General features: G+C 70.7%; 23 protein-coding genes. 15 read left to right on the forward strand and 8 right to left on the reverse strand.

Going from position 1 to position 23,279, the window contains the following annotated elements; all coding sequences use genetic code 11:
* Positions 1 to 2: 2 nt before the first annotated feature.
* Genes ilvD through otsA form a run of 3 tightly spaced genes read right to left on the reverse strand, consistent with a single transcriptional unit; the run spans position 3 to position 3,982 of the window.
* Positions 3 to 1,697, reverse strand: coding sequence for a dihydroxy-acid dehydratase (gene ilvD, locus ABD708_RS14850; protein ID WP_344755825.1), 1,695 nt, complete (start codon positions 1,695 to 1,697; stop codon positions 3 to 5).
* A gap of 9 nt (positions 1,698 to 1,706) precedes the next feature.
* Positions 1,707 to 2,483 carry a trehalose-phosphatase gene (otsB, locus tag ABD708_RS14855; protein WP_344755827.1) on the reverse strand — a complete coding sequence of 259 codons (777 nt, stop codon included), beginning with the start codon at positions 2,481 to 2,483 and terminating at the stop codon, positions 1,707 to 1,709.
* A 2-nt stretch (positions 2,484 to 2,485) separates the two neighbouring features.
* Positions 2,486 to 3,982 (reverse strand): alpha,alpha-trehalose-phosphate synthase (UDP-forming), encoded by a 1,497-nt coding sequence (gene otsA / locus ABD708_RS14860; protein ID WP_344755829.1) that lies wholly within the window; start codon positions 3,980 to 3,982, stop codon positions 2,486 to 2,488.
* Positions 3,983 to 4,128: 146 nt separating this feature from the next.
* Between otsA and ABD708_RS14865 the strand changes: the two genes are divergently transcribed.
* From ABD708_RS14865 to ABD708_RS14895, 7 genes are read left to right on the forward strand one after another with little or no spacing between them, the layout of a single operon-like run.
* Entirely contained in the window at positions 4,129 to 4,950 is an 822-nt protein-coding gene (locus tag ABD708_RS14865) for a sugar phosphate isomerase/epimerase family protein (protein WP_344755831.1), read from the forward strand.
* Entirely contained in the window at positions 4,947 to 5,147 is a 201-nt protein-coding gene (locus ABD708_RS14870; RefSeq protein WP_344755833.1) for a hypothetical protein, read from the forward strand. Before ABD708_RS14865 ends, ABD708_RS14870 begins: the two co-directional genes overlap by 4 nt.
* Positions 5,148 to 5,168: 21 nt before the next feature.
* Positions 5,169 to 5,630, forward strand: a complete 462-nt coding sequence (locus ABD708_RS14875; protein WP_344755835.1) for a hypothetical protein — start codon at positions 5,169 to 5,171, stop codon at positions 5,628 to 5,630.
* Positions 5,631 to 5,656: 26 nt separating this feature from the next.
* Positions 5,657 to 7,459, forward strand: a complete 1,803-nt coding sequence (locus tag ABD708_RS14880; protein WP_344755837.1) for a glycoside hydrolase family 15 protein — start codon at positions 5,657 to 5,659, stop codon at positions 7,457 to 7,459.
* A gap of 9 nt (positions 7,460 to 7,468) precedes the next feature.
* Entirely contained in the window at positions 7,469 to 7,900 is a 432-nt protein-coding gene (locus ABD708_RS14885; RefSeq protein ID WP_344755839.1) for a hypothetical protein, read from the forward strand.
* A gap of 46 nt (positions 7,901 to 7,946) precedes the next feature.
* Positions 7,947 to 8,135 carry a CsbD family protein gene (locus ABD708_RS14890; protein ID WP_344755841.1) on the forward strand — a complete coding sequence of 63 codons (189 nt, stop codon included), beginning with the start codon at positions 7,947 to 7,949 and terminating at the stop codon, positions 8,133 to 8,135.
* Between the two features lie 19 nt (positions 8,136 to 8,154).
* Positions 8,155 to 9,846: a class I adenylate-forming enzyme family protein gene (locus tag ABD708_RS14895; protein WP_344755843.1), complete on the forward strand. Its 1,692-nt coding sequence runs from the start codon at positions 8,155 to 8,157 to the stop codon at positions 9,844 to 9,846.
* A gap of 3 nt (positions 9,847 to 9,849) precedes the next feature.
* Here the strand turns inward: ABD708_RS14895 and ABD708_RS14900 are convergent, their stop codons facing one another.
* Both ABD708_RS14900 and ABD708_RS14905 read right to left on the reverse strand, forming a co-directional pair.
* The gene (locus ABD708_RS14900; RefSeq protein ID WP_344755845.1) at positions 9,850 to 11,019 is read right to left on the reverse strand and encodes an AI-2E family transporter; all 1,170 of its coding nucleotides are present in this window, start codon (positions 11,017 to 11,019) and stop codon (positions 9,850 to 9,852) included.
* 49 nt (positions 11,020 to 11,068) lie between these two features.
* Positions 11,069 to 11,833, reverse strand: a complete 765-nt coding sequence (locus ABD708_RS14905; protein ID WP_344755847.1) for an SDR family oxidoreductase — start codon at positions 11,831 to 11,833, stop codon at positions 11,069 to 11,071.
* Between the two features lie 101 nt (positions 11,834 to 11,934).
* Here ABD708_RS14905 and ABD708_RS14910 point away from each other — a divergent pair, with 101 nt between their 5' ends.
* Positions 11,935 to 12,780: a helix-turn-helix transcriptional regulator gene (locus ABD708_RS14910; RefSeq protein WP_344755849.1), complete on the forward strand. Its 846-nt coding sequence runs from the start codon at positions 11,935 to 11,937 to the stop codon at positions 12,778 to 12,780.
* Positions 12,781 to 12,801: 21 nt separating this feature from the next.
* On the opposite strand, the gene ABD708_RS14915 is transcribed toward ABD708_RS14910, so the two are convergent.
* Together ABD708_RS14915 and ABD708_RS14920 are read right to left on the reverse strand one after the other, a co-directional pair.
* Entirely contained in the window at positions 12,802 to 13,224 is a 423-nt protein-coding gene (locus tag ABD708_RS14915; RefSeq protein WP_344755851.1) for an organic hydroperoxide resistance protein, read from the reverse strand.
* Positions 13,224 to 13,718, reverse strand: a complete 495-nt coding sequence (locus ABD708_RS14920) for a MarR family winged helix-turn-helix transcriptional regulator (protein ID WP_344755853.1) — start codon at positions 13,716 to 13,718, stop codon at positions 13,224 to 13,226. Before ABD708_RS14920 ends, ABD708_RS14915 begins: the two co-directional genes overlap by 1 nt.
* A 73-nt stretch (positions 13,719 to 13,791) precedes the next feature.
* On the opposite strand from ABD708_RS14920, the gene ABD708_RS14925 reads away from it, so the two are divergent.
* On the forward strand, positions 13,792 to 14,061 hold the full coding sequence (locus ABD708_RS14925) for a hypothetical protein (protein ID WP_344755855.1): 270 nt from the start codon (positions 13,792 to 13,794) through the stop codon (positions 14,059 to 14,061).
* Positions 14,062 to 14,125: 64 nt separating this feature from the next.
* Positions 14,126 to 15,463, forward strand: a complete 1,338-nt coding sequence (locus ABD708_RS14930) for an HNH endonuclease (protein WP_344755857.1) — start codon at positions 14,126 to 14,128, stop codon at positions 15,461 to 15,463.
* 25 nt (positions 15,464 to 15,488) lie between these two features.
* Here ABD708_RS14930 and ABD708_RS14935 read toward each other — a convergent pair whose 3' ends face one another.
* On the reverse strand, positions 15,489 to 15,830 hold the full coding sequence (locus ABD708_RS14935) for an SdpI family protein (protein ID WP_344755859.1): 342 nt from the start codon (positions 15,828 to 15,830) through the stop codon (positions 15,489 to 15,491).
* 69 nt (positions 15,831 to 15,899) lie between these two features.
* On the opposite strand from ABD708_RS14935, the gene ABD708_RS14940 reads away from it, so the two are divergent.
* From ABD708_RS14940 to ABD708_RS14960, 5 genes are read left to right on the forward strand one after another with little or no spacing between them, the layout of a single operon-like run.
* On the forward strand, positions 15,900 to 18,641 hold the full coding sequence (locus ABD708_RS14940; RefSeq protein ID WP_344755861.1) for an FtsX-like permease family protein: 2,742 nt from the start codon (positions 15,900 to 15,902) through the stop codon (positions 18,639 to 18,641).
* Positions 18,638 to 21,397, forward strand: a complete 2,760-nt coding sequence (locus tag ABD708_RS14945) for an ABC transporter permease (protein WP_344755863.1) — start codon at positions 18,638 to 18,640, stop codon at positions 21,395 to 21,397. Before ABD708_RS14940 ends, ABD708_RS14945 begins: the two co-directional genes overlap by 4 nt.
* A complete protein-coding gene (locus ABD708_RS14950; RefSeq protein WP_344755865.1) occupies positions 21,394 to 22,266 on the forward strand; it encodes an ABC transporter ATP-binding protein in 873 nt (290 codons plus the stop codon). Before ABD708_RS14945 ends, ABD708_RS14950 begins: the two co-directional genes overlap by 4 nt.
* Positions 22,263 to 22,985 (forward strand): ABC transporter ATP-binding protein, encoded by a 723-nt coding sequence (locus ABD708_RS14955; protein ID WP_344755867.1) that lies wholly within the window; start codon positions 22,263 to 22,265, stop codon positions 22,983 to 22,985. Before ABD708_RS14950 ends, ABD708_RS14955 begins: the two co-directional genes overlap by 4 nt.
* Before the next feature lie 9 nt (positions 22,986 to 22,994).
* A complete protein-coding gene (locus tag ABD708_RS14960) occupies positions 22,995 to 23,279 on the forward strand; it encodes a putative quinol monooxygenase (RefSeq protein WP_344755869.1) in 285 nt (94 codons plus the stop codon).

Here is a 23,279-nt window from a genome sequence, read left to right on the forward strand (position 1 = left end):
GGCTACCCCGTGACCGCGCCCTCCGCAGCGGAGTGCACGAGCTTGGAGTACTTCGCGAGAACGCCACGGGTATAGCGCGGGGGAAGCGGGGCCCAGCCTTGGCGGCGGCCCTCCAGCTCAGCTTCATCGACGAGTAGGTCGAGAGAACGAGCAGCGATATCGACCCGAATCAGATCACCATCGCGCACGAAGGCGATCGGACCGGCGTCGACCGCTTCGGGTGCTATGTGGCCGATGCACAGGCCGGTTGTGCCGCCTGAGAATCGTCCGTCTGTCAAGAGTAGTACATCTTTTCCGAGCCCAGCGCCCTTGATGGCAGCGGTGATCGCGAGCATCTCGCGCATGCCGGGACCGCCCTTCGGGCCCTCGTAGCGGATCACGACGACGTCGCCGTGCTGGATCTCGCCGTTCGTCAGCGCGTCCATCGCCTCGCGCTCGCGCTCGAACACGCGCGCGGGCCCCTCGAACACCTCGAGGTCGAAGCCCGCGGTCTTCACGACCGCGCCCTCGGGCGCGAAGGAGCCCTTGAGGATCGTGAGTCCGCCGGTCGGGTGGATAGGGTCATCGAGCGTGTGGATGACCTCGCCGTCGAGGGCCGGCGGGTCGATCTCGGCCAGGTTCTCGGCGAGCGTCTTGCCGGTCACCGTGAGCGCGTCGCCGTGCAGAAGGCCCGCGTCGAGCAGCGCCTTCATCAGCACGGGGATGCCCCCCATACGGTCGACGTCGTTCATGACGTACTTGCCGAACGGCTTCATGTCGGCCAGGTGCGGCACCTTGTCGCCGATGCGGTTGAAGTCGTCGATCGTGAGCGGCACCTCGGCCTCGTTCGCGATCGCGAGCAGGTGCAGCACGACGTTCGTCGAGCCGCCGAGCGCCATCGCGACGGTGATGGCGTTCTCGAACGCCTTGCGGGTGAGGATCTGGCGCGCCGTGATGCCCTTCTGCAGGAGCCCCACGACGGCCTCGCCCGAGCGGTGCGCGTAGTAGTCGCGGCGGCGGTCGGCCGAGGGCGGCGCGGCCGAGCCGGGCAGCGACAGGCCGAGCGCCTCGGCGACGGAGGCCATGGTGTTGGCCGTGTACATGCCGCCGCAGGCGCCCTCGCCCGGGGCGAAGGCGCACTCGATGCGGTGCGCGTCCTCGAGGCTCATGGTGCCGGCCTTGACGCCGCCGACCGCCTCGAAGGAGTCGATGATCGTGATGTTCTTCTCGGTGCCGTCAGACAGCTTCACCCAGCCCGGCGCGATCGAGCCGGCGTAGAGGAACACGGAGGACAGGTCGAGGCGGGCGGCCGCCATGAGCATGCCGGGGATCGACTTGTCGCAGCCCGCGAGCAGCACCGAGCCGTCGAGGCGCTCTGCCATCATGACGGTCTCGACCGAGTCGGCGATGACCTCGCGCGAGACGAGCGAGAAGTGCATGCCCTCGTGGCCCATCGAGATGCCGTCGGAGACGGAGACGGTGCCGAACTGCAGCGGGTAGCCGCCGCCCGAGTGCACGCCCTCCTTCGCGGCCTGCGCCAGGCGGTCGAGCGAGAGGTTGCACGGCGTGATCTCGTTCCATGAGCTCGCAATGCCGATCTGGGGCTTGTCCCAGTCCGCGTCACCCATGCCGACGGCGCGGAGCATGCCGCGGCTGGTGGTGGCTTCGATGCCGTCAGTGACGACTCGGCTGCGAGGTTTCACGTCGATTTCGGACATGTACCGAGTTTAGTGATGAGCGACGGATGCCTCGCGCGCGCTCGCCAGCCGGTGGAGCAGCCCCGCGAAGGCCTCGACGTCGGCGACCCGCTCGGTCGCGCGCGTCTCGCCCGCGCCCACTTTCACCCCGAGGTCGCCCGCCCCGAGCACCGCGAAGGCGTCCTCGTCGGTGACGTCGTCGCCCGCATAGAGCACGGCCACGGGGCCGCCCTCCTCCGCGGCGAGCAGCTCGCGCAGCATCCGCACCCCGTCGCCCTTCGTGACGTCGCGCACGCTGAACTCGATGACGTCCTTGCCGAGGCGCGTGGTGAAGCCGCCGACCATGTCGGCCGCTTCGCGCGCGGCCTGCTGCAGGGGCGGCACCCGTTCGGTGTCCGTCACGAGGCGCGTGTGCACGCCGTAGCCGACCGGCTTGGTCTCGAGGCGCGCACGCGGCACCGCAGTGACCAGCTCGGTCAAGGCCGCCTCGAGACGGGCCATGCGCGCCCGCTCGTCGTCGTTCAACTCGACCGGCGCGAGCTCCCCGCGGATCGAGACCTCGACGCCGTGGGAGCCGACGAGCAGGGCATCCGGCCCCGACTCGGTCAACTGCACCAGCGCATCGAGCGGCCGACCGGAGACGAACGCCACCCACGTCGCCGGCAGCGCGCGCAGGCGCGCGATCGCGGCGGCCGCGTCCGGCGTGGCCCGGGACGTCGACGGGTCGTCGACGAGCGGTGCGACGGTGCCGTCGAAGTCGAGCGCGACGAGCAGCCTTCGTGCCGCCGCGATGCCCTCAACCCCCACGCTCAGTCCCCGCCGTAGTCGAGGGGCAGGACCGCGCGCTTCGGGATGTCGAGGCGGTTGGCCGGGTCGTTGTGGTCCTCGCGCACGAGGGCGTCGAGGAAGGTGGCGCTCCAGCGCTGCACGTCGTGGCTGAGCACCCGCTTGCGCAGCGCCCGCATGCGCCGCATGCGCTCCCGCTGCGGCATCCGGATGGCGTGCACGATCGCCGCCTTGAGCCCGTCGATGTCGTGCGGGTTCACGAGCAGCGCCTGGCGCAGTTCATCGGCGGCGCCCGCGAACTCGGAGAGGATCAGCACGCCGTCCTGATCGGTGCGGCTCGCGACATACTCCTTCGCGACGAGGTTCATGCCGTCGCGCAGGGCGGTGACGAGCATGACGTCGGCGGCGAGGTAGAGCGCCACCATCTCCTCGCGGGGGTAGCCCTGGTGCAGGTAGTGGATGCCGGGGTGGCCGAGCTGCGAGAAGTCGCCGTTGATGCGGCTGACCATGATCTCGACCTCGTCGCGCAGCTGCGCGTAGGCGTCGACGCGCTCGCGGCTGGGGCTCGCGACCTGAACCAGCGCGACCTCCTCTGAGGTGAAGACGCCGTCCTCGAGCAGCTCGCCGAACGCCTTCATGCGGTGGCGGATGCCCTTGGTGTAGTCGAGCCGGTCCACGCCGAGCATCAGCACGCGCGGGTTGCCGAGCTCCTCGCGGATCTCCTTCGCGCGCGCCCTGATCTTCGGGTCGGCGGCGAGCCTCTGGAACTGCTGGGCATCGATGGAGATCGGGAAGGGACGGGCGAGCACAGTCCTGACCGGCTGCCCGCGCCTGGCCTTCGCCTGGTGTCGCAGGGTCATCTCGGCCTGCGTCTCCTCGAGCCGCACGTTGATCAAATTGCCGCGGGTCTCATAGCCGTGCAAGCGGCGCACCGCGCGGGCGAAGTTCCCGGCGTCGGCCACCCGCTGGAAGCCGACCACATCGGCCCCGAGCAGGCCGTCGATGATCTGGCGCCGCCAGGGCAGCTGCGAGTAGATGCCGTAAGGCGGGAAGGGGATGTGGTTGAAGAATCCGATGATCAGATCGGGCCGGGCGTCGCGCAGCATCTTGGGCACGAGCTGCAGCTGGTAGTCGTGCACCCACACGATCGCGTTGGGCGCCGCCACCGCGAGCGCTGCATCGGCGAAGCGGCGGTTGACGCGCTGATACGCCTCCCACCATTCGCGGTGATAGCTCGGCGGTGAGATGACATCGTGATACAGCGGCCAGAGGGTGTCGTTGCTGAAGCCCTCGTAGTAGTTCTCGACCTCGTCGGCCGACAGCGGCACGGGGATGAGGTCGATGCCGTCGGCCTCGAACGGCTCGAACTCGACGTCGGGCATGCCGGGCCAGCCGATCCAGACGCCGTCGCGCTCCCGCATCACGGGCTCCAGAGCGGCCACAAGCCCCCCGGGGGACGTGCGCCAGACGGCATCCGTCCCCTTCCCCGAGACGTGGTCGACCGGCAATCTGTTCGACACGATCACCAGCTCGTACTGCTCTTGCTCCGCTTCCTTCGACGAAATGAGGCACCTCCGCACGGCTCACGTCGAGGCTATCAGTGCGCCATGCGCCGTCAGCGGACGGCCACCGTCCGTTCAGCCGCCGCGCGTACGATTAACGCACGATGATGCGCATCGGGATGAGCACGTCCTGCGTGTATCCGCTGCCGGTGGAGCACGGATTCCGGCTTGCGCGCGAGGCGGGCTATGACGGCGTCGAGGTCATGGTGACCCGCGATGAGCGCACCCAGAGCGCCGACGCGCTCCTCAGGTTCTCCGAGCGCTATGAGCAGCCGATCCTGTCGATCCACGCCCCCGTGCTGCTGCTCACCCACTTCGTCTGGGGCCGCGACCCGAGGGTGAAGCTCGCGAAGAGCGCCGAGCTCGCGGCGTCCGTCGGCGCCGCCACGGTCGTCGTGCACCCGCCGTTCCGCTGGCAGGCCGAGTACGCGATCGACTTCCTCGACATCGTGCGGGAGATCCAGGCGGATGCCGGCGTCGAGATCGCCGTCGAGAACATGTTCCCGTGGAAGGCGGCGGGCCGCGCCATGAAGGCGTACATGCCCGGCTGGGACCCGACGCCCTTCGACTGCGACGCGATCACCCTCGACTTCTCGCACGCCTCGCTCTCCGGCCAGAACAGCCTCGAGCTCGCGCGCGGCTTCGGCGATCGGCTGCGCCACGTGCATCTCTGCGACGGCTCGGCGAGCAACTCCGACGGGCGCATCTTCGACGAGCACGCGCTTCCCGGCCACGGCACCCAGCCGGTGGCCGAGGTGCTGGTGCTGCTCGCCGCGCGGAACTGGGACGGCGGCATCGTCGCCGAGGTCAACACCCGCAGGGCGCGCAACGATGAGGAGCGGCTCGCGATGCTCGTTGAGACGCTCGAGTTCGCCAGGAAGCACACGGCGCGGCGGCAGCCCAGTGCGGTTAGCGTGGGAGCATGACGCTCCGGAAGTACGCACTCAGCCCGCGCGTGTACGCCTCCGCCCTGGCGGTGCTGCCCGTGGTGCGGGCGACGAGGAAGCCGGCACTCGGTCAGCGCTCCTGGGCCCTCTGGGCGGCGTGGGGGCTGGGAATGGCCGTCACGCTGATCACGGTGCGCGAGGATTCCGCACGGCGTGTCTCCACGAATAGACCGTGATGAGGCGGGAAAATCGGCAACATGTTCTTCGGTCGTCGTAAGCACGCCGCTCCTGCCCCGGCTGCGGCTGTCCGCGACGCCGCGCTCCCGCCCGCAGCACCCCAGCTCACCGACGAGTTGATCTTCGCCGCGGTGCAGAAGAGCCTGAACGACGTCTTCGGCGAGGCCGGCGACTGGACCGTCGCGCGCCGCTCCCCCGACCAGGACGACCTGATCTTCCACGAGGTGCTCGTGCACTCGCTGACGACCGCTGTGACGGCATCCGTCGCCGCCGCACGCGAGAGCCTCGCGCCCGCTGCCGAGCCGCTCGGCCTGCTGCGCGCGCCGCGTCCCGAGCCGGCCGCAGAGGTCGAGCACGCCGAGGTCGACGAGGACGAGCCCGCCGCGCTCAGCTGGGAGCCCGCGCCGATCACCCGCTGGGCAGACCTCAAGCGCCCGGTCACGGGCGAGATCGCGATCATCGATCAGAGCAAGGCCGCCTGACAGACCCGCGCCGTAGGCTGAATCGCATGTCGCTGGCGATCGAGGACTACGCGCTCATCGGTGATTGCTTCACGGCGGGGCTCGTGGGCACAGACGGCAGCATCGACTGGCTGTGCCTGCCGCGCTTCGACTCCCCCAGCGTGTTCGGCGCGCTGCTCGGCGACGAGGACGGCGGGCGCTGGCTGCTCGCACCGACGGCGGCGGATGCCAGGGCGGAGCGCCGCTACGACGGCGCGGGCTTCACCCTCGTGAATCGCTGGACGACCTCGAGCGGCGAGGTCGAGGTCACCGACGTCATGCCGATCGGCCGCGGGCGCGTCGACGTGGTGCGCCGCGTGCGCGGCATCCGCGGCTCGGTCGAGCTGAAGCACGAGATCCGGCTGCGCTTCGACTACGGGGCGACCGTTCCCTGGGTGAGCCAGAACCGCGACCGGGACCCGGTGGAACTCGTCGCCATCGCGGGGCCCAACGCGGTGGTCCTGCGCGGGCCGGGGCTCACCGGCCACGATCATCAGCATTCCGGCACCTTCACGGTCGGCGAGGGCGAGACGGTCGACATCGTGCTGACCTGGTTCCCGAGCCACCGCGACCTGCCAGAGCCGCTCGCGGTCGATGACGCGCTCGAGCGCACCCGGCGCTGGTGGCAGGACTGGCTCGATCGCGGCGTTCACGACGACGACCCGCGCTATCAGGATCAGGTGCTGCGCTCGCTGCTCGTGCTGCGCGCCCTCACGCATGAGTCGACCGGCGGTATCGCGGCTGCCGCGACGACCTCGCTGCCCGAGCAGTTCGGAGGCGGGCGCAACTGGGACTACCGCTTCGTCTGGCTGCGTGACGCTGCCCTGACGATCAGCGTGCTCGCGCAGCACGACTTCGAGGGCGAGGTCGACCGCTGGCGGCAGTGGGTGATGCGGGCGATCGCCGGCGATCCGGCCGACGTGCAGATCATGTACGGCCTCGGCGGCGAGCGCTGGCTGCCCGAACGGGAGATCGACTCGCTCGCGGGCTACCAGGGTGCGGGATCGCCCCCTGCACACCCCGTGCGCGTCGGCAACGCCGCCTCCGAGCAGTTCCAGTCTGACGTCATCGGCGAGGTCATGCTCGCGTTCTCCGCCGCGCGCGACGTCGGCCTTCCGGAGGACGAGGTGTCGTGGGGGCTGCAGAAGGCTCTGCTCGGCCACCTCGAGAAGGTCTGGGCGATTCCCGACCAGGGCATCTGGGAGATCCGCGGCGAGCCCCGCGCCTTCACCCACTCGCGCGTCATGTCGTGGGCGGCCTTCGACCGCGGTGTCGAGGCCGTCGAGAAGCACGGGCTGCACGGACCTGTCCGCCGGTGGGCGGAGCTGCGCGACAGCATCCGCCACTCCATCGATCAGAACCACGTGGACGCCGCGACCGGCGCGTTCGTCCAGTACGCAGGATCGGATCAGGTGGATGCCGCGCTGCTGCAGCTGCCGCAGGTGGGCTTCTGCGCGCCCGACGACCCGCGCATGCTCGCCACGGTCGCGCGCATCGAGACCGAGCTGATGCACGACGGATTCGTCGACCGGTACGTCTCGGGCAGCGGGGTCGACGGGCTGCCAGCCGGCGAGAACCCGTTCACGGCGTGCTCGCTGTGGCTCGCCGAGCAGTACGCCCGATCGGGGCGACGCGCCGACGCGACCCGGCTGATCGACCGCGTCGTCGGCATCGCGAGCGACCTGGGGCTCATGTCGGAGGAGTACGACCCTCGGGCGAGGCGCCAGGCGGGCAACACGCCGCAGGCACTGTCGCACCTCGCGTTCGTGCGCGCGGTGGATGCGCTCTCCGACGCCGAGCTGACTCGATAAGCTGGGGCCGTGACCGTGAATGCAGCATCCCCGGCCGTCACCCACGACGACGGCGTTCAGAACCAGTCCTTCGTCGGTTTTCTCGCGCGCCGCGTGCCGACCGCCGTCGGCGCCCTGCTCGTCACACTGCTCGCCCTGCTCGTGTTCCTGTTCTGGGCCTACACGCTGGTCGTGACCTGGATCGGCCACGGCGAGCTCTCCACCCCGCTCTTCCAGACCACCGTCGCCGCGCTGCTCGTCGGCGGCGTCGCGTTCTACGCGCGCAAGACCGTCGGCTGGATCTGGCTGCTCATCATCGCCGCCGCCTGGTGCGTCGTGTCGATGCTGCCGCTGATCGCCATCGTCCAGGTCTTGCTGCAGGCGGCCCTGGTCGCCCTGATGGTCGCCGCCGCCGTGTACGCCGTCGTCGCCGCCGAGCGGGCAGAGCAGCCGCGTTTTTAGGGCTCTTCCTGCGGGTACTCCCCCTTGTGACAGGAGGGAGCACATCATGTCGATGGAAGACAAGGGGAAGCACCAGGGCGAGGACCTGCTCGGAAAGGGCAAGGAAGCCGCAGGCAAGCTGACCGACGACGAGAAGCTCGAGAACGAGGGGCGCGCCGACCAGGTCAAGGCGGGCCTCAAGAAGGCGGGCGATCAGCTCAAGGACGCGTTCCACGACGCGACGGACAAGCGCTGACGCTCCATAGAATTGTGGGATGACGACGCAGTCTGCCAACGGCACCGGGTACGACATCTCACAGCTCCGCAGCGTTTTCGAGAATCACTTCACCTGGGCGACCGCCTTCGAGCGGAACACCCACCGCTACGCGCACAGGCCCGCGATCAGCGACCCCGAGACGGGGCGCTCCTGGACGTACGCCGAACTCGGCGTCGTCACGGGGCAGCTGGTCGCGGGCCTCGCCCGTGCCGGCGTGGGCACCGGCGACCTCGTGGCCTATCAGCTGATGAACTGCCCGGAGTTCGCGTTCCTGTACGTCGCGGCCCAGGGCGTGCGGGCCGTGAGCTCCCCCATGAATTTCCGCCTCTCCCCCGGCGAGACCGCCTTCATCCTCGACGAGTCGAAGCCGAAGGTCTTCGTGTACGACCGCGAGCAGGCATCCGCCGTCTCTCAAGCGCTTGAGCTCGCGGCGCACAAGCCTGCCGTCGTTGCGGGCGTGGGCGGTGCGGCAGCGGGCGAGCTGCTGCCGGGCACCATCCCGTTCGAGGAGCTGCTGGATGCCTCGGCAGGCACCTTCCGAGCTCCCGCCGACGGCAGCGTGTGGGACGAGTCGAGCCGCCTCTACACGAGCGGCACCACCGGCATGCCGAAGGCGGTGCCGCTCACCTCGCTGAACGAGACGCTGTCGGCGCACGACGTGATCATGGCGTTCCCGCTGGCGTCGACCGACAAGACGATGAACATGTCGCCGTGGTTCCACCGCGGCGGAAACTACTGCGCCGGCCCGAACCCCGTGCTGTTCGTGGGTGCGGAATCCGTCTGCCTGCGCCGCTTCGACGAGGCGGTCGTGCTCGACGCGATCCAGAACTCGCGCCTCACCTACGTCATCGGCGCGCCGACGAACCTCGAGCGCCTCGCCGACGAGCAGGAGAAGACACCGCGCGACATCTCCTCGCTGCGCGGCATCGTCACGATGGGCGCGCCGCTCGAGAAGGCGGCGGCGATCCGCTACCAGAACACGCTGCACCCGCGGCTCATGAACGGCTATGGCACGACCGAGGCGTTCTGGAACACCTTCCTGCGGCCCGAGGACCTGCCGACCTTCGCCGGCAGCGCCGGCCGCGCCTGCATCGACGACGACGTGGCCGTCGTGCACGTCTACGACGACCGCTTCGCCGCGCCTGACGAGTTCGTGCCGAAGGACGGCAAGACCGTCGGCGAGGTGATCATGCGCAGCGTCAAGGCGGGTTACGCCTACACCGACCCCGAGCGCACCGCAGAGAAGTTCCGCGACGGCTGGATGTACCCCGGCGACCTCGCCACCTGGGACGAGAGCGAGATCGTCACGATCGTCGGCCGCAAGGACGACATGCTGATCTCGGGCGGCGAGAACGTGCACCCCGTGCAGGTCGAGGAGGCGCTCGCCGAGCATCCCGCCGTCGCCGACTCGATCGTCACGGGACTCGCGGACGAGCAGTGGGGCGAGGTCGTGATCGCCTACGTGCGGTTGAAGCCCGGTCGCCTCGGCGACGCGCAGGCGGTCGCGAACGACCTCGACGCGCACTGCCGCGCGCACCCCGGCCTCGCCGACTTCAAGCGACCGCGTCGCTACGCGTTCGTCGACGAACTGCCCTACACCGCGACGGGCAAGAAGCAGCACTTCATCTTGAAGAAGCAGGCGATCGAGGATGCCGCCGCAGGGCGCTTCCTGACGCCCGCGCGCGGGTAGCGGCTACCCGCGCGCGGGTGGAGCCTCTTCCGCGGCCGGCGTCGCGAACGGGCCGCCGGTCTCCGCGTTCCACACGCTGACGATGCCCCACGCCGTCGCCGCGATCGGCACGGCGAGCACCGCGCCGACGATGCCGCCGATGAGCGAGCCCGCCGCCAGCGAGAGCAGGATGACGAGCGGGTGCAGGTTCAGCGAGTGCCCCATGATCTGCGGCTGCAGCAGGTGGCTCTCGAGCTGGTTGACGAGGACCACGATCGCGATCACGATGATGGCCGCGACGGGCCCGTTCGCGACCAGCGCGACCAGCGCGGCGAGGACGCCGGCCAGCACCGCGCCGACGATCGGGATGAACGCCGTGATGAAGACGATGACGGCGAGCGGGAAGGCGAGGGGAACGCCGACGATCGCGAGGCCGATGCCGATGCCGAGCGCGTCGGCTGCGGCGACCATCGCTGTGCCGCGCACGTAGCCGCCGAGCACCGTGACCGTCTTGTCGCCGATGCGCTGGGCGCGCTTGAAGGTCTCGCCGTGCAGCGGGCGCAGCAGGAATCCCCAGATCTGCGGCCCGTCCTTCATGAAGAAGAAGAGCGTGACGATCGTGAGGAAGAGGCCGGTGACGCCCTCGGCCGCCGCCCCCGCGCCGGCGAGCGCCCCTCGGCCGAACTGCGCGGAGGTCACGAAGTCGATGACCGCGTTCTGCGCGTCGTGCAGGTTCTGCTGGCTGATCAGGTTCGCGGGCAGCTGGTTGAAGTAGCCCTCCAGCCGATTGATGCCGTCGGTCGCGTTCTGCTGGAGCTCGGCCCACTGCGAGTGCACCGCCCAGACGATGAGCGTCGTCAGTCCGCCGATCACGACGAGGATCGAGAGCAGCGCGATCCAGGTGGCGAGGATCGAGGGGACCCCGTGCCTGCGCATCCACGCCATGAAGGGGTGGATCGCGCACGCCAGGATCAGCGCAAGCGTCACGGGGATGAACACGAGGCTCACCTGCGTGATCGCCAACACCGCTACGCCCGCGATGATCAGGATCGCGAGGATCTGGATGCACCGGGTGGCGAAGCGGCCGAAGCCGTCGCCCCACGCCACCGTGGTCGCTGATCTCGCCGCCGCCACCGCACCCGTCTTCGGCAGCGCACCGCCGCTGGGTACCCGGTTCCTGCTGAACATGGCCATGGGCAAGAGGGTACCCAGCGACGGTCGACTTCAGGCAGTGCCGTGCCGATCAGTCCGCGAGGTCGCGGTGGCCTGAGTTGAGCGTGGCGACGACCTGCTCGTAGTCGCCGCGGACCTCGCCGAAGCGCAGGAACTTCACGCGCTCGACGAGGATCTCGTGCGCCTCGGGCTGGGTCTCGATCAGCTCGGTCACCTCGTCGATGAAGTCCGCGAGAGGCAGGGCGTTCGGGTCATCCGACTGCCCCGGCATCAGCTCGGTGGCGACGAGCGGCGGCACCAGCTCGAGCACCTTCACACTCGTGTCGGCGAGCTGCAGGCGGATCGACTCGGACAGCATGTGGATCGCCGCCTTGGTCGCGTTGTAGCTCGGCGTGAAAGCGAGCGGCGTGTGCGCGAGGCCGCTCGAGACGGTCACGATGGTCGCATCCTGCCGAGTCTGCAGGTGCTCGACGAAGGCCCCGATGAGGCGGATCGGGCCGAGCAGGTTGGTTGTGATCGTCTCCTCGGCGGAGGCCAGGAAGCCCTCGGGGCGGTGCCAGTCCTCCGCGCGCATGATGCCGGCCATCGCGACCAGGACGTTGAGGTCCGGATGCCGGGCGATGACGTCCTGCGCGGCGGCGGTGATGCGTGCGGCATCCGTCGTGTCCACCTGGACGGTGTCGAAGCCGTGCTCGTTCTTCAGCTGCTCGAGCAGCGCCGCCCGGCGGCCGCCGATGATCACCGTGTTGCCGCGCTCCTGGAAGCGCAGCGCCAGGGCGAGGCCGATGCCGCTCGTCGCGCCAGGGATGAAGATGGTGTTTCCGCTGATGTTCATATCCCTACGGTGCGCGCCGTGTCGTGCGCGCACCAGAGACGCCGTGATCGTGGGATCGGCGGTCCCTGGTTGCGCTCGAGAGCGCGGCGGATGATGGAGGAATGGATCGCACCGCCCTCGCCGACTTCCTGCGCCGCCGTCGCGGCGAGCTGCAGCCCTCGGATGTCGGGTTGTCTGCGGGTGCTCGTCGGCGCGCTCCCGGCCTGCGCCGTGAGGAAGCGGCCGCGCTCACGGGCATGTCGGTCGACTACTACACGCGGCTCGAGCAGGGGCGCGGGCCGCAGCCGAGCGAGCAGATGCTCGCGGCGCTCGCGCGGGCGCTGCGGCTCTCAGACGATGAGCGCGACTACCTGTTCCGCGTCGCGGGGCATGCCGCGCCGGATCGCTCGGGCGGTCTGCCCCATGTCGCGCCTGCGCTGCTGCGGGTGCTGGACCGGCTTTCGGACACTCCGGCGATGGTGCTGTCGAACCTGGGCGAAACGCTCGTGGCGAACCCGCTCGCGGTCGCGCTGTTCGGCGACGTGTCCGGGCGCACCGGGTGGGCGCGCTCCGACGTCTGGCGCTGGTTCACCGAGCCCGGGGCGCGCGAGCTGTACCCGGAAGGCGACCGCGAGCGGCAGAGTCGGGCGCTCGTCGCGAACCTGCGGGCCGCCTACGGAGTGGACGGCCCGCAGTCGCGCGCGGGCGAGCTGGCGCGGGCGCTCTCGACAGAGAGCCCGGAGTTCGCCTCCCTGTGGGAGCGGCACGAGGTCGCCCGGCGCTTCGAGGACCACAAGGTGCTCGTGCACCCCGAACTCGGCCCGATCGAGCTCGACTGCCAGGTGCTGTTCACCGAGGACCAGTCGCAGGCGCTGCTGGTGCTGACGGCGCCGCCCCGCACAGAGGCGGCCGAGAAGATCGCCCTGCTCGGCGTCGTCGGCACCCAGAGCTTCGCTCCCGGTCGTTGAGGAGCGAAGCGACTCGAAACGCTAGTCGTCGGTGACGGTGATCGTCACGTCGATGTTGCCGCGGGTGGCGTTCGAGTAGGGGCATACCTGGTGTGCGGCATCCGCCAGCGCCTGCGCCTCATCCTGCGGCAGCGTCGGAATCGTGACCTCGAGCTCGACCGCGAGCTGGAACCCTCCCTCGCCGTTCGGCCCGATGTGCACGCGAGCACCTACGGTCTCGTCACTCAGCTTGATCTTCTGCGAGCGCGCGACGCCGAGCAGAGCCGAGTGGAAGCAGGCGGCGTAGCCGGCGGCGAAGAGCGCCTCGGGGTTCGCGCCGTTGCCGGAGCCGCCCATCGCCTGCGGGATCGCCATGTCGAGGTCGACACGTCCGTCGACGGTGGTGACGTGGCCGTTGCGGCCCTCGCCGGTCGAAAGCGCCTCAGCGGTGTAGAGGATGTCCATTACTGTTCCTTCTCCTTGTCGGTGGTCTTCTGGCCCGTGGTCTTCTGGCCTGTGGTCATGCGCGCGCTCAGTGCCTTCGCGAGCGAGATGAGCTGCACGTATTCGTGATGGCTGAGCCCGGTGCGGTCGCCGAAGCACCGTGGGATGTCGGCGAGCTCGCCATAGAGCTCGCGGCCGGCATCCGTCAGCGTGATCTCGACCACGCGTTCGTCGCGCGCGGCTCGTGCGCGCGCGACCAGGCCTCGGGACTCGAGCCGCTTGAGCAGCGGGGACAGTGTGCCCGAGTCGAGGCCGAGCAATTCGCCCAGCCGGCCCACGGTGAGCTCGTCGTCGTTGCTGAGCGCGATGAGCGCGAGGTACTGCGTGTAGCTGAGCTTCCACGGCGCGAGCAACTCGCGGTAGATCTGCCCGAACTGCCGCTCGACCGAGTAGACGGCGAAGCACAGCATCGGGTCGAGGGCTTCGGCGGCGGTTGCGGTTGATGCGGCGGGCACGGCTTTACTATCGCACGCAATTTGATTGTGCACAATTTATTTGTGGCGGATGCCGCTTGCTAGCGTTTCGCGCATGCGGATGCTTGGTGCAGTCTTTCTCCTGCTCGGCCTGCTGGCCGGCCTGTACGGCTTCTGGGTGCTGACCAACCCCGCACAGCCGGCGAACGCCATCGTGTGTGTCGACCCCGCCGACCCCCAATGCCCGGATGGCCTTCAGCGTGCACATGACTCTCGTACTTTTGCTCTACATCTGCAGGGCGGACTGTCGCTGGCGGTCGCGTGGGCCTTCTGTGTGTCCGCCTACCTAACCAACCTGAAATCACGGCGATCCGACGTGGCCTGACGAGTTATCCACAGATCGCGAAACGCACTGCCCGAATGTCAGTGGCGCATGATTGACTGTCGCCATGACATTGGAAGTCTCGTTCGATATCGATGCGGAGAACTCTGCACCGGTGGCCAGCGAGACGTGGCTGGCTTCGGAACTGGAGAAGGTCGCGGAAGGGCGGCGCGAGATCGCGTGGATCGAGGCCCGCGAGGTGCGGATGCTGGCCGCGATGCTGCTGGAGGCGGAAGGCTCGGCCGGGGAAGACGCGCTCGATGCCGGTGATCCTGCCGAGGTCACCCGCCGCCACGACCTGAACGTGCGATCGATCGCGACCGAGCTTGCCGGCACCCTGCAGATCTCCGTCCAGACCGCCGAGCAGCGTCTTGGCGAGGCGTGGACGCTCTCGAACGAGCTGTTCGACACCCTCACCTCGTTGGAGGCCGGGGAGATCACCCGCGGGCATGCGCACGAGATCGTGATCGAGACCGCGCACCTGCACGACCGACGGGAAGCAGAGCAGGCGCTCCTGCCCTGGGCGAAGAGACTCGGTGTGCCCCGCTTCCGTCACAAGGCCAAGCAGGTCCTCGAGAGCCTCGAGAAGGAGCCCCTTGCGAAGCGGCACGAGCGGGCCCTCGCGAAGCGGCGCATCGACGTGACACCCGCCCGGGACGGCATGGCGCATCTGGAGGCCTACCTCGACCTCACGGACGCGGTGCGCATCAAGGCCGGGCTCGAGAACGCCGCGCAGGAAGCCCGCGAGGCCGGTGATGCCCGAACGTCGGCGCAACTGGAAGCCGACTTCGTCGTCGAGCTGCTCCTCGACGGGCAGATCACCATCGTCACCCCCAGCACCGATCCCGACGACGTCACGGTGACCCGCACGGCGCCCGTGAAGCAGCGCGCGGCCGTCACCGTTGACGTGCTCATCCCCGCAGAGACCCTCGCCGGCAGGAACGACCACGCCGGAACCATCCCCGGCGTCGGCGCCATCGACCCGGTGAAAGCCCGCGAACTCGTCGCCCTCGCTCCCAGCCTGCGCCGGATCCTCACCGACCCGATCACCGGGGCCATCGTGAACTTCGACCGCACCACCTACCGGGTCCCGGCTGAACTCAAACGCATCCTGAAACTCCGCGACCAGCACTGCCGCGCCCCCGGCTGCTCACGGAAGAACTGCGAGATCGACCACACCCAGGCCTACGCCCGCGGCGGAAGAACCAACCAAACCAGCCTCGCCCACCTGTGCGCCAACCACCACCACCTCAAACACGAAGCCGGCTGGAACCTCACCCAGTACCTCGACGGGGTACTCGACTGGCGCGCGCCCTCCGGCCGCGTCTACCGCACCTACCCCGAAATCCCGGTCCCCGCACCACCACTTGCCGACGAACCTGCCCCGTTCGATCGCATCGGCTGACTGTTCTCAGCGACTGCCCGATGTCTCAGCCCGACTTGGCGGCGCGGTTCGCGGCCACGAAGATCCAGATGACGGTTCCGACGAAGACGGCGATCACGGCCCAATAGGTGACCGGCTCGACGATGCCGACGAGCGCGAGCACGAGCGCGACAGCGAAGCCGATCCAGCTCGGGCGCACCGCGGCGGCGTGACCGCGGCGCCAGGCGTCGTCGCTCGCGAACAGCGAGGGGATCCGGATTCCGATGATCGGATTCCTGCCGATCACCCCGCGCCCGGCGAGCATCGCCGTCACGGCGAGAAGAAGGAGCAGGGCGGTGAAGACCCACGCGATGATGAGAGCGCCGCCGAGGGCATCCGTGTAGCGCACACGATCACCTTGGCACAGCTCCCGTTGGGGTGCGCGAAGCAACCATCATGCAACCCCTAGAGTGTCCGCATGATCGCGGCCCGACGCGTGCGTGCGCACAGCGCGCTCTTCGCCGCGCTCGCGTGCGTCTGCGCGCTGCTCGCAGGCCTCGGAGTCGGCCTCGTCGGGCACCTCGACTCCGCCGCCCTCGACGGGGTGCGCGGCGGCATCGCACAGCTCTCCGGCTCGCAGGCCGAGCTGCGTTACGACGCGCCGAAGTCCGACGACACGAAGACGCAGATCGCGCACGCCGAGGCGATCATCTCGCGCGAGCTGCGGCGCGGCGGAGCATCCGTGCCCGTCACGGTGACGCGCATCTCCGCCGATGAGAGCGAGGACTTCATCTGGACGGTGCGGGCGGATGCCACCCGCATCACCCCCGCCGACCTGCCCGTGCTCGCGCGCGCGGGCTCGCGGATCCACACGGCGATGATCGACGACGACGCGGTCGGGGCGCAGGGCGTCGAGAAGACCGGCACGCTCGACAGCCAGGCGAAGGCGCTCGCGGCGCGGGTGGCGCCGCTGGCCGGCATCCAGCCCGTCCCCCTGCTGCTCGTCGCCGCGATCGGACTCGTCACCCTCGCCGAACTCGCCCGCCTGCTCGACGGGGTGCGGTTGCGCGAGACCGCCCTGCTGCGCTCGCGCGGCGCTTCGGCGGGCCGGGTGTTGCGCACGACGACACTGGAGGCACTCATCGTCTCCGGCGTCGGCGCGCTGCTCGGCGCGGGCATCGCGAGCGGGGCGCTGCTCGCGTTCGGCGAGCACCCGCTCACCTGGCCGCTGCTCGGATCGATCGTGCTCGCAGTCGTCGTCGCGGCGACCGTGCTCGTCGCGGGCGTCGCCTACAACTCGGCGCGGCTCGCGTTCCGCCGCGACACCGTGGACGACTCGGGCCGCGTGCGGCGCCTCGCCGCCCCCGGGCTCCTCGTGCTGCTCGTGGCCGCCGCCGTGCTCAGCCTGTGGCGCTACCTGCAGTTCGGATCTCCACTATCGCCCACGAGCGCGGGCGCGCAGGTCGACCCGATCGCGGTGCTCGCACCCGCACTGTGCCTCGCGGCGCTCGCTGTGCTCTGCCTCGCTGTCGTCTCGCCGATCGCGCGCCTGGTCGAGCGCGTCGCCGCGCACGGCGACGGAGCCCGGCTCACCCTCGTCGCGAACCAGCTCGCCCGCCGCGCGCGCATGATCGCCTCGCCGATCGTGCTCATCGCGCTCGCGGGCGGCGGCCTGATCGTCGCGGCGTGCTACACGCCGACCTGGCAGGCGGCGTCCGTGAGCACGGCGACCCTGCACGCGGGCGGCGACCTCGTGGTGAGCGACGTAGGGGCGACGGATGCCGCACGCATCGCGAAACTGCCCGGCGTCGCGGGCGCCGCGCCGGCGGTCGGCTTCTCCTGGCAGAACGACGACGGCGCGGAGTTCAATCTGTCGGCGCTCGGCACCGCGAGCATCCGCTCGGCGGTGTCCCCGGCGGGCGGCGCCGCGGACCCGGCCGCGCTCGCGAGGGCCGTCGCCGCTCCCCTGCTCGGGGCGACGATCGCCGACGGGGCGACGGCACTCGACTTCACGACCACGATCAGCGGCATAACGCCCACACTCGACACGTACGTCGTCGATGCCGACGGGAACGGGGCGCGCCTGCCGGTGACGCTGAATGCCGACGGCACCGGCGCGCACGCGACGCTTCCGGCCGGAAACGGGCGGCGGCTCGTCGCAGTCGACGTGAGCGTGCCGGCATTCGACGGGCTGGTGGTGGATCCGGCCACGGGGCTCGGGACGATCGTCAACTCGGATATCGCATTCCACGTGACCAAGATCGTCGCGACGGGCCCCGGCGGCACTGCCGCGCCGGTCGATCTCGGCACGGCGTGGAAGCCGGCGGGTGACAGCGCGAACGACGATCCGGCGGGCTCCCCCACGATCGATGGCACCCTTGGCTTCACCCACAGGGGAATGGGCGGATTCCCGGCGATCAATCTGCGCTTCGTCCCGGCCGGCACGCAGGAGGTCCCGATCGCCGTCTCGACCGCCTTCGCCGACACGAACCATGCCACGCGCGGCACCGAGCTCACCTTCGACCTCAGCGGTGGGGCGGGCGGCACCATGAACGCGACCGTGGCATCCGTCGTGCCGCAGGTGCCCGGTGCGCAGGGTGACGCCGCCGCCTTCGCCGCGCTCCCCGCCGTGCAGACGCAGCGCATCATGCGCGGCTCGGACCCGCTCACCCCTGACCGCATCTGGGTGAGAACGGATGCCCCGCGCGACGCCGCCGCCGCGATCGAGCGCTCCGTGCCGGGCTCCCGCGTCACCGGCCCTGCCGTCGACGCCGGCTCGCAGGTGCTCGACGCCGTGCCGGCCGCCCTCTGGCTCGGCATGGCCGGCGGCGCGGTGCTCGCGCTCATCGCCCTCGCGGCCGTCGCCGGCGAGCTGCTGCGCCTGCGGGCGGAGGAGGTCGGCGTGCTGCGCGCCCTCGGCCTCGCCCCGCGCACCCTCGCGCGGCTGCGCAGCTGGGAGCTCGTCGCCGCCTGCCTTGCCGCGGCCGTGGGCGGGGCGATCAGCGGCGCGGTCGTGAGCCTGCTCGTCGTGCCCGGCCTCGCGCGCGTCGCCATCGAGAGCCCCTTCGCCGGGCTGCCGCTGCCCCTGCACCTCGACGCGGTCGGCCTCGGCGCCGCCGCGCTCGCGATGGCGATCGTCGTCGCCGGCATCGTCGCCGTCTACGCCGCGCGCGTCGCGCAGCAGGCGCGCACCGTCATCGCGCGGGAGGGGGCGCGATGAGCGGCCGAGCACGCAGTCCGCGCACGGGCACGCTGCCGCTGCTCGTGCGCATCGTCGCGCCCGGAGCGCCCATCACCGCCCTGGTCGCCGTGCTCATGCTCCTCGTGGCGCTCGCGTGCGGGCTGGTCCCACGGGCGACGGCCGCGCTCGAGGCATCCGATCTCCACCACTCCGTGAGCGGTCTCGCCGATCCGCGCCGCGACGTGAGCGGCGCGGTGATCCCGTTCCTCGTCGGCGAGGCGCCGGGCAGGAAGCCGGCTGAGGGAAGCGCTGAGTGGGCATTCGGGCGGGTCGACGCGGCGCTCGCGAAAGCGAAGCAGCAGGCATCCGCCCCGCTGCGCGCCGTGCTCGGCACGCCGCACGTCGTCGTGAGCAGCACGCCGCAGCAGGTGAACGCGGCGAGCCCGGTCGATGTGAAGGGCACGTACCTGTTCGGGCTCTCCGCAGACCCGAAGTACGAGCAGCACGTAAAGCTCACGGCCGGCGCTCTGCCGAAGGCGTGGACGGCGCCCGCGCCGCAGTACGGACCGGACGGCCAGCCCACCGGCACCCCAGGCGACTTCACCACGGCTTCGCCGATCGACCTCACGATCTCGGCCGCGGCGGCGAAGACGATGAACCTCACGGTCGGCGACGTGTTCGACACCCAGCTCACCCAGCTCGTCCAGGTGCGTGTGCGCGTCGCCGGCATCTTCGATCCCGTCGACCCCGGCTCGGACTACTGGCAGAACACGCCCGGCATCGTGAAGGCGAACGTCGAGCCGGGCGTCAACGGGCCGGACATCTACACCGCCGTCGGCTTCGTGAACCCCCTGACGATCGCGGCGTTCCAGGACACGACCGTCTTCAACGGCACCTTCTGGTTCCCCGTCGACGCCGCAGCGATCACGAGCGCGAACGCGGCGCAGGTCAGGTCGGGGATCGCGGCGATGCAGGCCAGGCAGATCTCGATCCCCGCCGCAGAGCCCGGGCAGACCGTGCGCGTGCCGGTGAGCACGGACCTCGGCACCACCATTGGCGAGAGCATCGGGCGCATCGCCGCGACGCTCGCGGTCATCGCAGTGCTGGCGGGCGGGCCGGCCGGGGTCGTCGTCGCCGTGTTCGCGCTCGCGGTGCGGGCGGTGCTCGAGCGACGCGCGGCGGTGCTTGCCCTCGTCGCCGCGCGCGGGGCGACCCCCGCGCAACTGCGGGGCGCGGCCGGCCTCGAGGGGCTCGTCGCGGGCCTTCCCGCCACAGTGATCGGGGCGCTCATCGCCCAGCTGATCCTGCCGGGCTCGAACGCTGCGAATGCCGCGGCCTGGGTCGTCCCCCTGCTCGCCGGTCTTGTGCCGGCCGTGCTGTACGCCGCGCTCGGCAGCGGCGCCGGCTTCCGCAGCACGCGCCGCGACCTGTCGGTGCGCGCCCGCGGGAACGTGCGCTGGATCGTCGAGGCGTGCGTCGTCGGCGCGGCCGCCGTGGCGACCTTCCTGCTGCTGCGGCGCGGACCGGTGGCGGATGCCGGCTTCGACGCCCTGCTCGCTCTCACTCCCCTGCTGCTGGCGCTCGCGGTGAGCATCGTGGTGCTGCGGCTGCTGCCGCTCGCCCTGCGCGCCGGACTCGCCCTCGCGCGGCGGGGCCGCGGGGCGGTGGCGTTCATCGGCGCCGCCCGCGCCATGCGCGACCCCGCGCTCGGCGTCGCGGCCGCCCTCGCCGTGGTGGTCGGCGTCTCGATCGCGGTGCTGTCCTCCGGCATCCTCACGACGATCCAGAGCGGCGCGCACGCGCACGCGGTCGGGCAGGTCGGCGCCGACATCCGCGCGGACGGCTCCCTCTTCGATGCCAAGGCGGTCGCGGCGGTGCGCGCGGCCCCCGGCGTCGCCGAGCTCAGCGGTACCATGGCGAGCAACAACCTCGACCTCGGCCTCAACGGCAAGACCACGACCGTGCAGAGCATCTTCGCCGACAGCCGCGAGCTGCACCGCGTGCGCCCTGACATCCCCGGCGACCTCGCCGCGAAGCACGACGGACGCATCCCGATCGTGGTGTCCTCCGATGTCACCGACGCCCACCCGCTCGGAGCGAAACAGGAGCTCGGCACAACCAAAGTCGTGATCGTCGGCGTCCTGCCCCAGGACGCGCAGCTCGGCGCCGACTCCCGCTGGGCGCTGATCGACAAGGCCTTCGCGAAGCAGCTCACCTCCGAGGATTTCGAGCCGACCCAGCTGCTGGTGTCGCTCACGTCCGGCGCCGACCCCGCCCCCGTCGAGAAGACGATCAGGCACGTTGCGCCGTATGCGGTGGTGACGGATGCCGCGGCCGAGGTCGCCGTCGTGAACGCGGCCCCTGCGGCATCCGGCCTGCGCATCTCCCTCGTCGTTGGCGCGATCGGCAGCGCCGTGCTCGCCGCGATCGCCGTGTTCGCGGGCTCGGTCACCGCCGGCGCCGCGCGCAACCGGGCGATCGCGATGCTGCGCACGATGGGACTCACGGGCGGCCAATCACTCGGACTCGTCGTGTGGGAGATCGTGCCGATCGTCGTGGCCTCCGCCGCTGTGGGGCTCGGCCTCGGGCTCGCGATGCCGCATCTGCTCGTCGCGACGACCGACTTCGCGCCGTTCACCGGCGGCGCGACCCGACTCGCCGTCGCGACGGACTGGGCCCAGCTCGGCCGGCTGCTCGCCGGTGTGCTCGGCGTCGCCGCGCTCGCCATCCTCGTCGCCGTGCTCGTCGCGCGGCGCACCGACCCGACCGGCACCGTCAAGATGGGGGCAGAATGACCGAACCCGCGATCCACTGCCGCGACCTCGTGCGGATCTTCTCCGCAGAGGGCGTCGAGGTGCAGGCGCTGCAGGGCCTCAACCTCGAGGTTGCCCCAGGGGAGCTCACCGCGCTCGTCGGCGCCTCGGGCTCCGGCAAGTCGACACTGCTGTCGATCCTCTCCGGCCTCGACGTGCCGACCGCTGGTCAGGCATCCGTCGCCGGCTTCGACCTGCTCGCCATGCGCGAGCGCGACCGCGTCGGCTATCGCCGCCACGTCGTGGGCTTCGTGTGGCAGCAGACGGGCCGCAACCTGATCCCGTATCTCAGCGCCGCAGAGAACATCGCGCTCGCCCTCGCAGTCGCGCGCGTGCCGCGGTCGCGCCGTGCCGCGCGTGCCGCTGAGCTGCTCGAGCTGCTCGACATCGGCGAGCTCGGCGCCCGCAAGCCGCAGCAGCTCTCCGGCGGCCAGCAGCAGCGCGTGGCGATCGCCGTCGCGCTCGCGAACGAGCCGGAGGTGCTGCTCGCCGACGAGCCCACGGGCGAGCTCGACGAGGCGAACTCCGCGCTCGTGCTCGAGGCGATGCGCGCCGTCAACGAGCGGCTCGGTGTCACCGTGCTGATCGTCACGCATGACCCTGGGGTCTCCGACCATGTGCGGCGCACGGTGCAGATCCGCGACGGGCGCACCTCGACCGAGACGCTGCGGCGCACCGAGGTGAGCGACGACGGCGCCGAGCGCCACATCGCCGAGGAGTTCGCCGTGCTCGACCGTGTCGGCCGGCTGCAGCTGCCGCCGGACTACGTGCAGGCGCTTGACCTCAAGCACCGGGTGAGGCTGTCACTCGAGCCCGACCACGCCGAGGTACGGAAGGGAGACAGCGAATGAGCGAGCCCATGACCGAGACGAGCGGGGCGATCATCATCGCGCAAGGGCTGCGGCGCGTCTACGGCAGCGGAGAGACCGAGGTGGATGCCCTGACCGACGTCTCGCTGGAGCTGCACCCCGGCGAGCTCGTGCTGCTGCGCGGCCCCTCCGGCAGCGGGAAGACGACGCTCCTCAACCTGCTCGGCGGCCTCGACAAGCCGACGGCCGGCACGGTGATGCTGGGCGGGGTCGAGCTCACCGCCGCGTCGGAGGACGCGCTCGCCGGCATCCGTCAGCGAGAGATCGGATTCGTGTTCCAGTCCTTCGCCCTGCTGCCCGTGTTGTCGGCCGCCGAGAACATCGAGGTGCCGATGCGCATCGTGCGCACGCCCGCCGCCGAGCGCGGGGCGCGCGTCGTCGAGCTGCTCGCCGCCGTGGGGCTCGCCGACCATGCGAATCAGCGGCCCTACGAGCTGTCGGGCGGGCAGCAGCAGCGCGTCGGCATCGCGCGTGCCCTCGCCAACCAGCCGCGCGTGCTCATCGCCGACGAGCCGACCGGCCAGCTCGACTCGGGGACGGCGGCGCAGATGATGGCGCTCATCGCGGCGCTCGTGCACGAGGAGGGCGTCGCCGCGATCGTCTCGACGCACGACCCGCGCATGGCCGAGTACGCCGACCGGGTGCTGCAGCTGCACGACGGGAGGCTGGCGAGCGGCCACGGGCGCCACGCCGCGGCGTAGCGTGAGGTCATGACTGTCACCTCTCTGCTCGAACTGACCATCACACCCGAGCGCCTGGCAGACGCCGAGCGCATCATCGACGAGACCCTCGTCGCGACGCGGGCGTTCCCCGGCAACCTCGGCTGCACCGTCGCGGTCGACGCCGAGGACCCGACGCACTACGTCGTCGTCGAGCGCTGGGAGTCGCTCGAGGCCGACGACGCCTACCGCGCCTTCCGCGCGACGCCAGAGGGCGCGAACCAGCTCGGCGAGATCACGGCCGGCCGAAAGCTCGTCCGCTACACGGACGTCTGA

Origin of the sequence: Gryllotalpicola koreensis, from assembly GCF_039538185.1 — a bacterium.
GTDB lineage: Bacteria > Actinomycetota > Actinomycetes > Actinomycetales > Microbacteriaceae > Gryllotalpicola > Gryllotalpicola koreensis.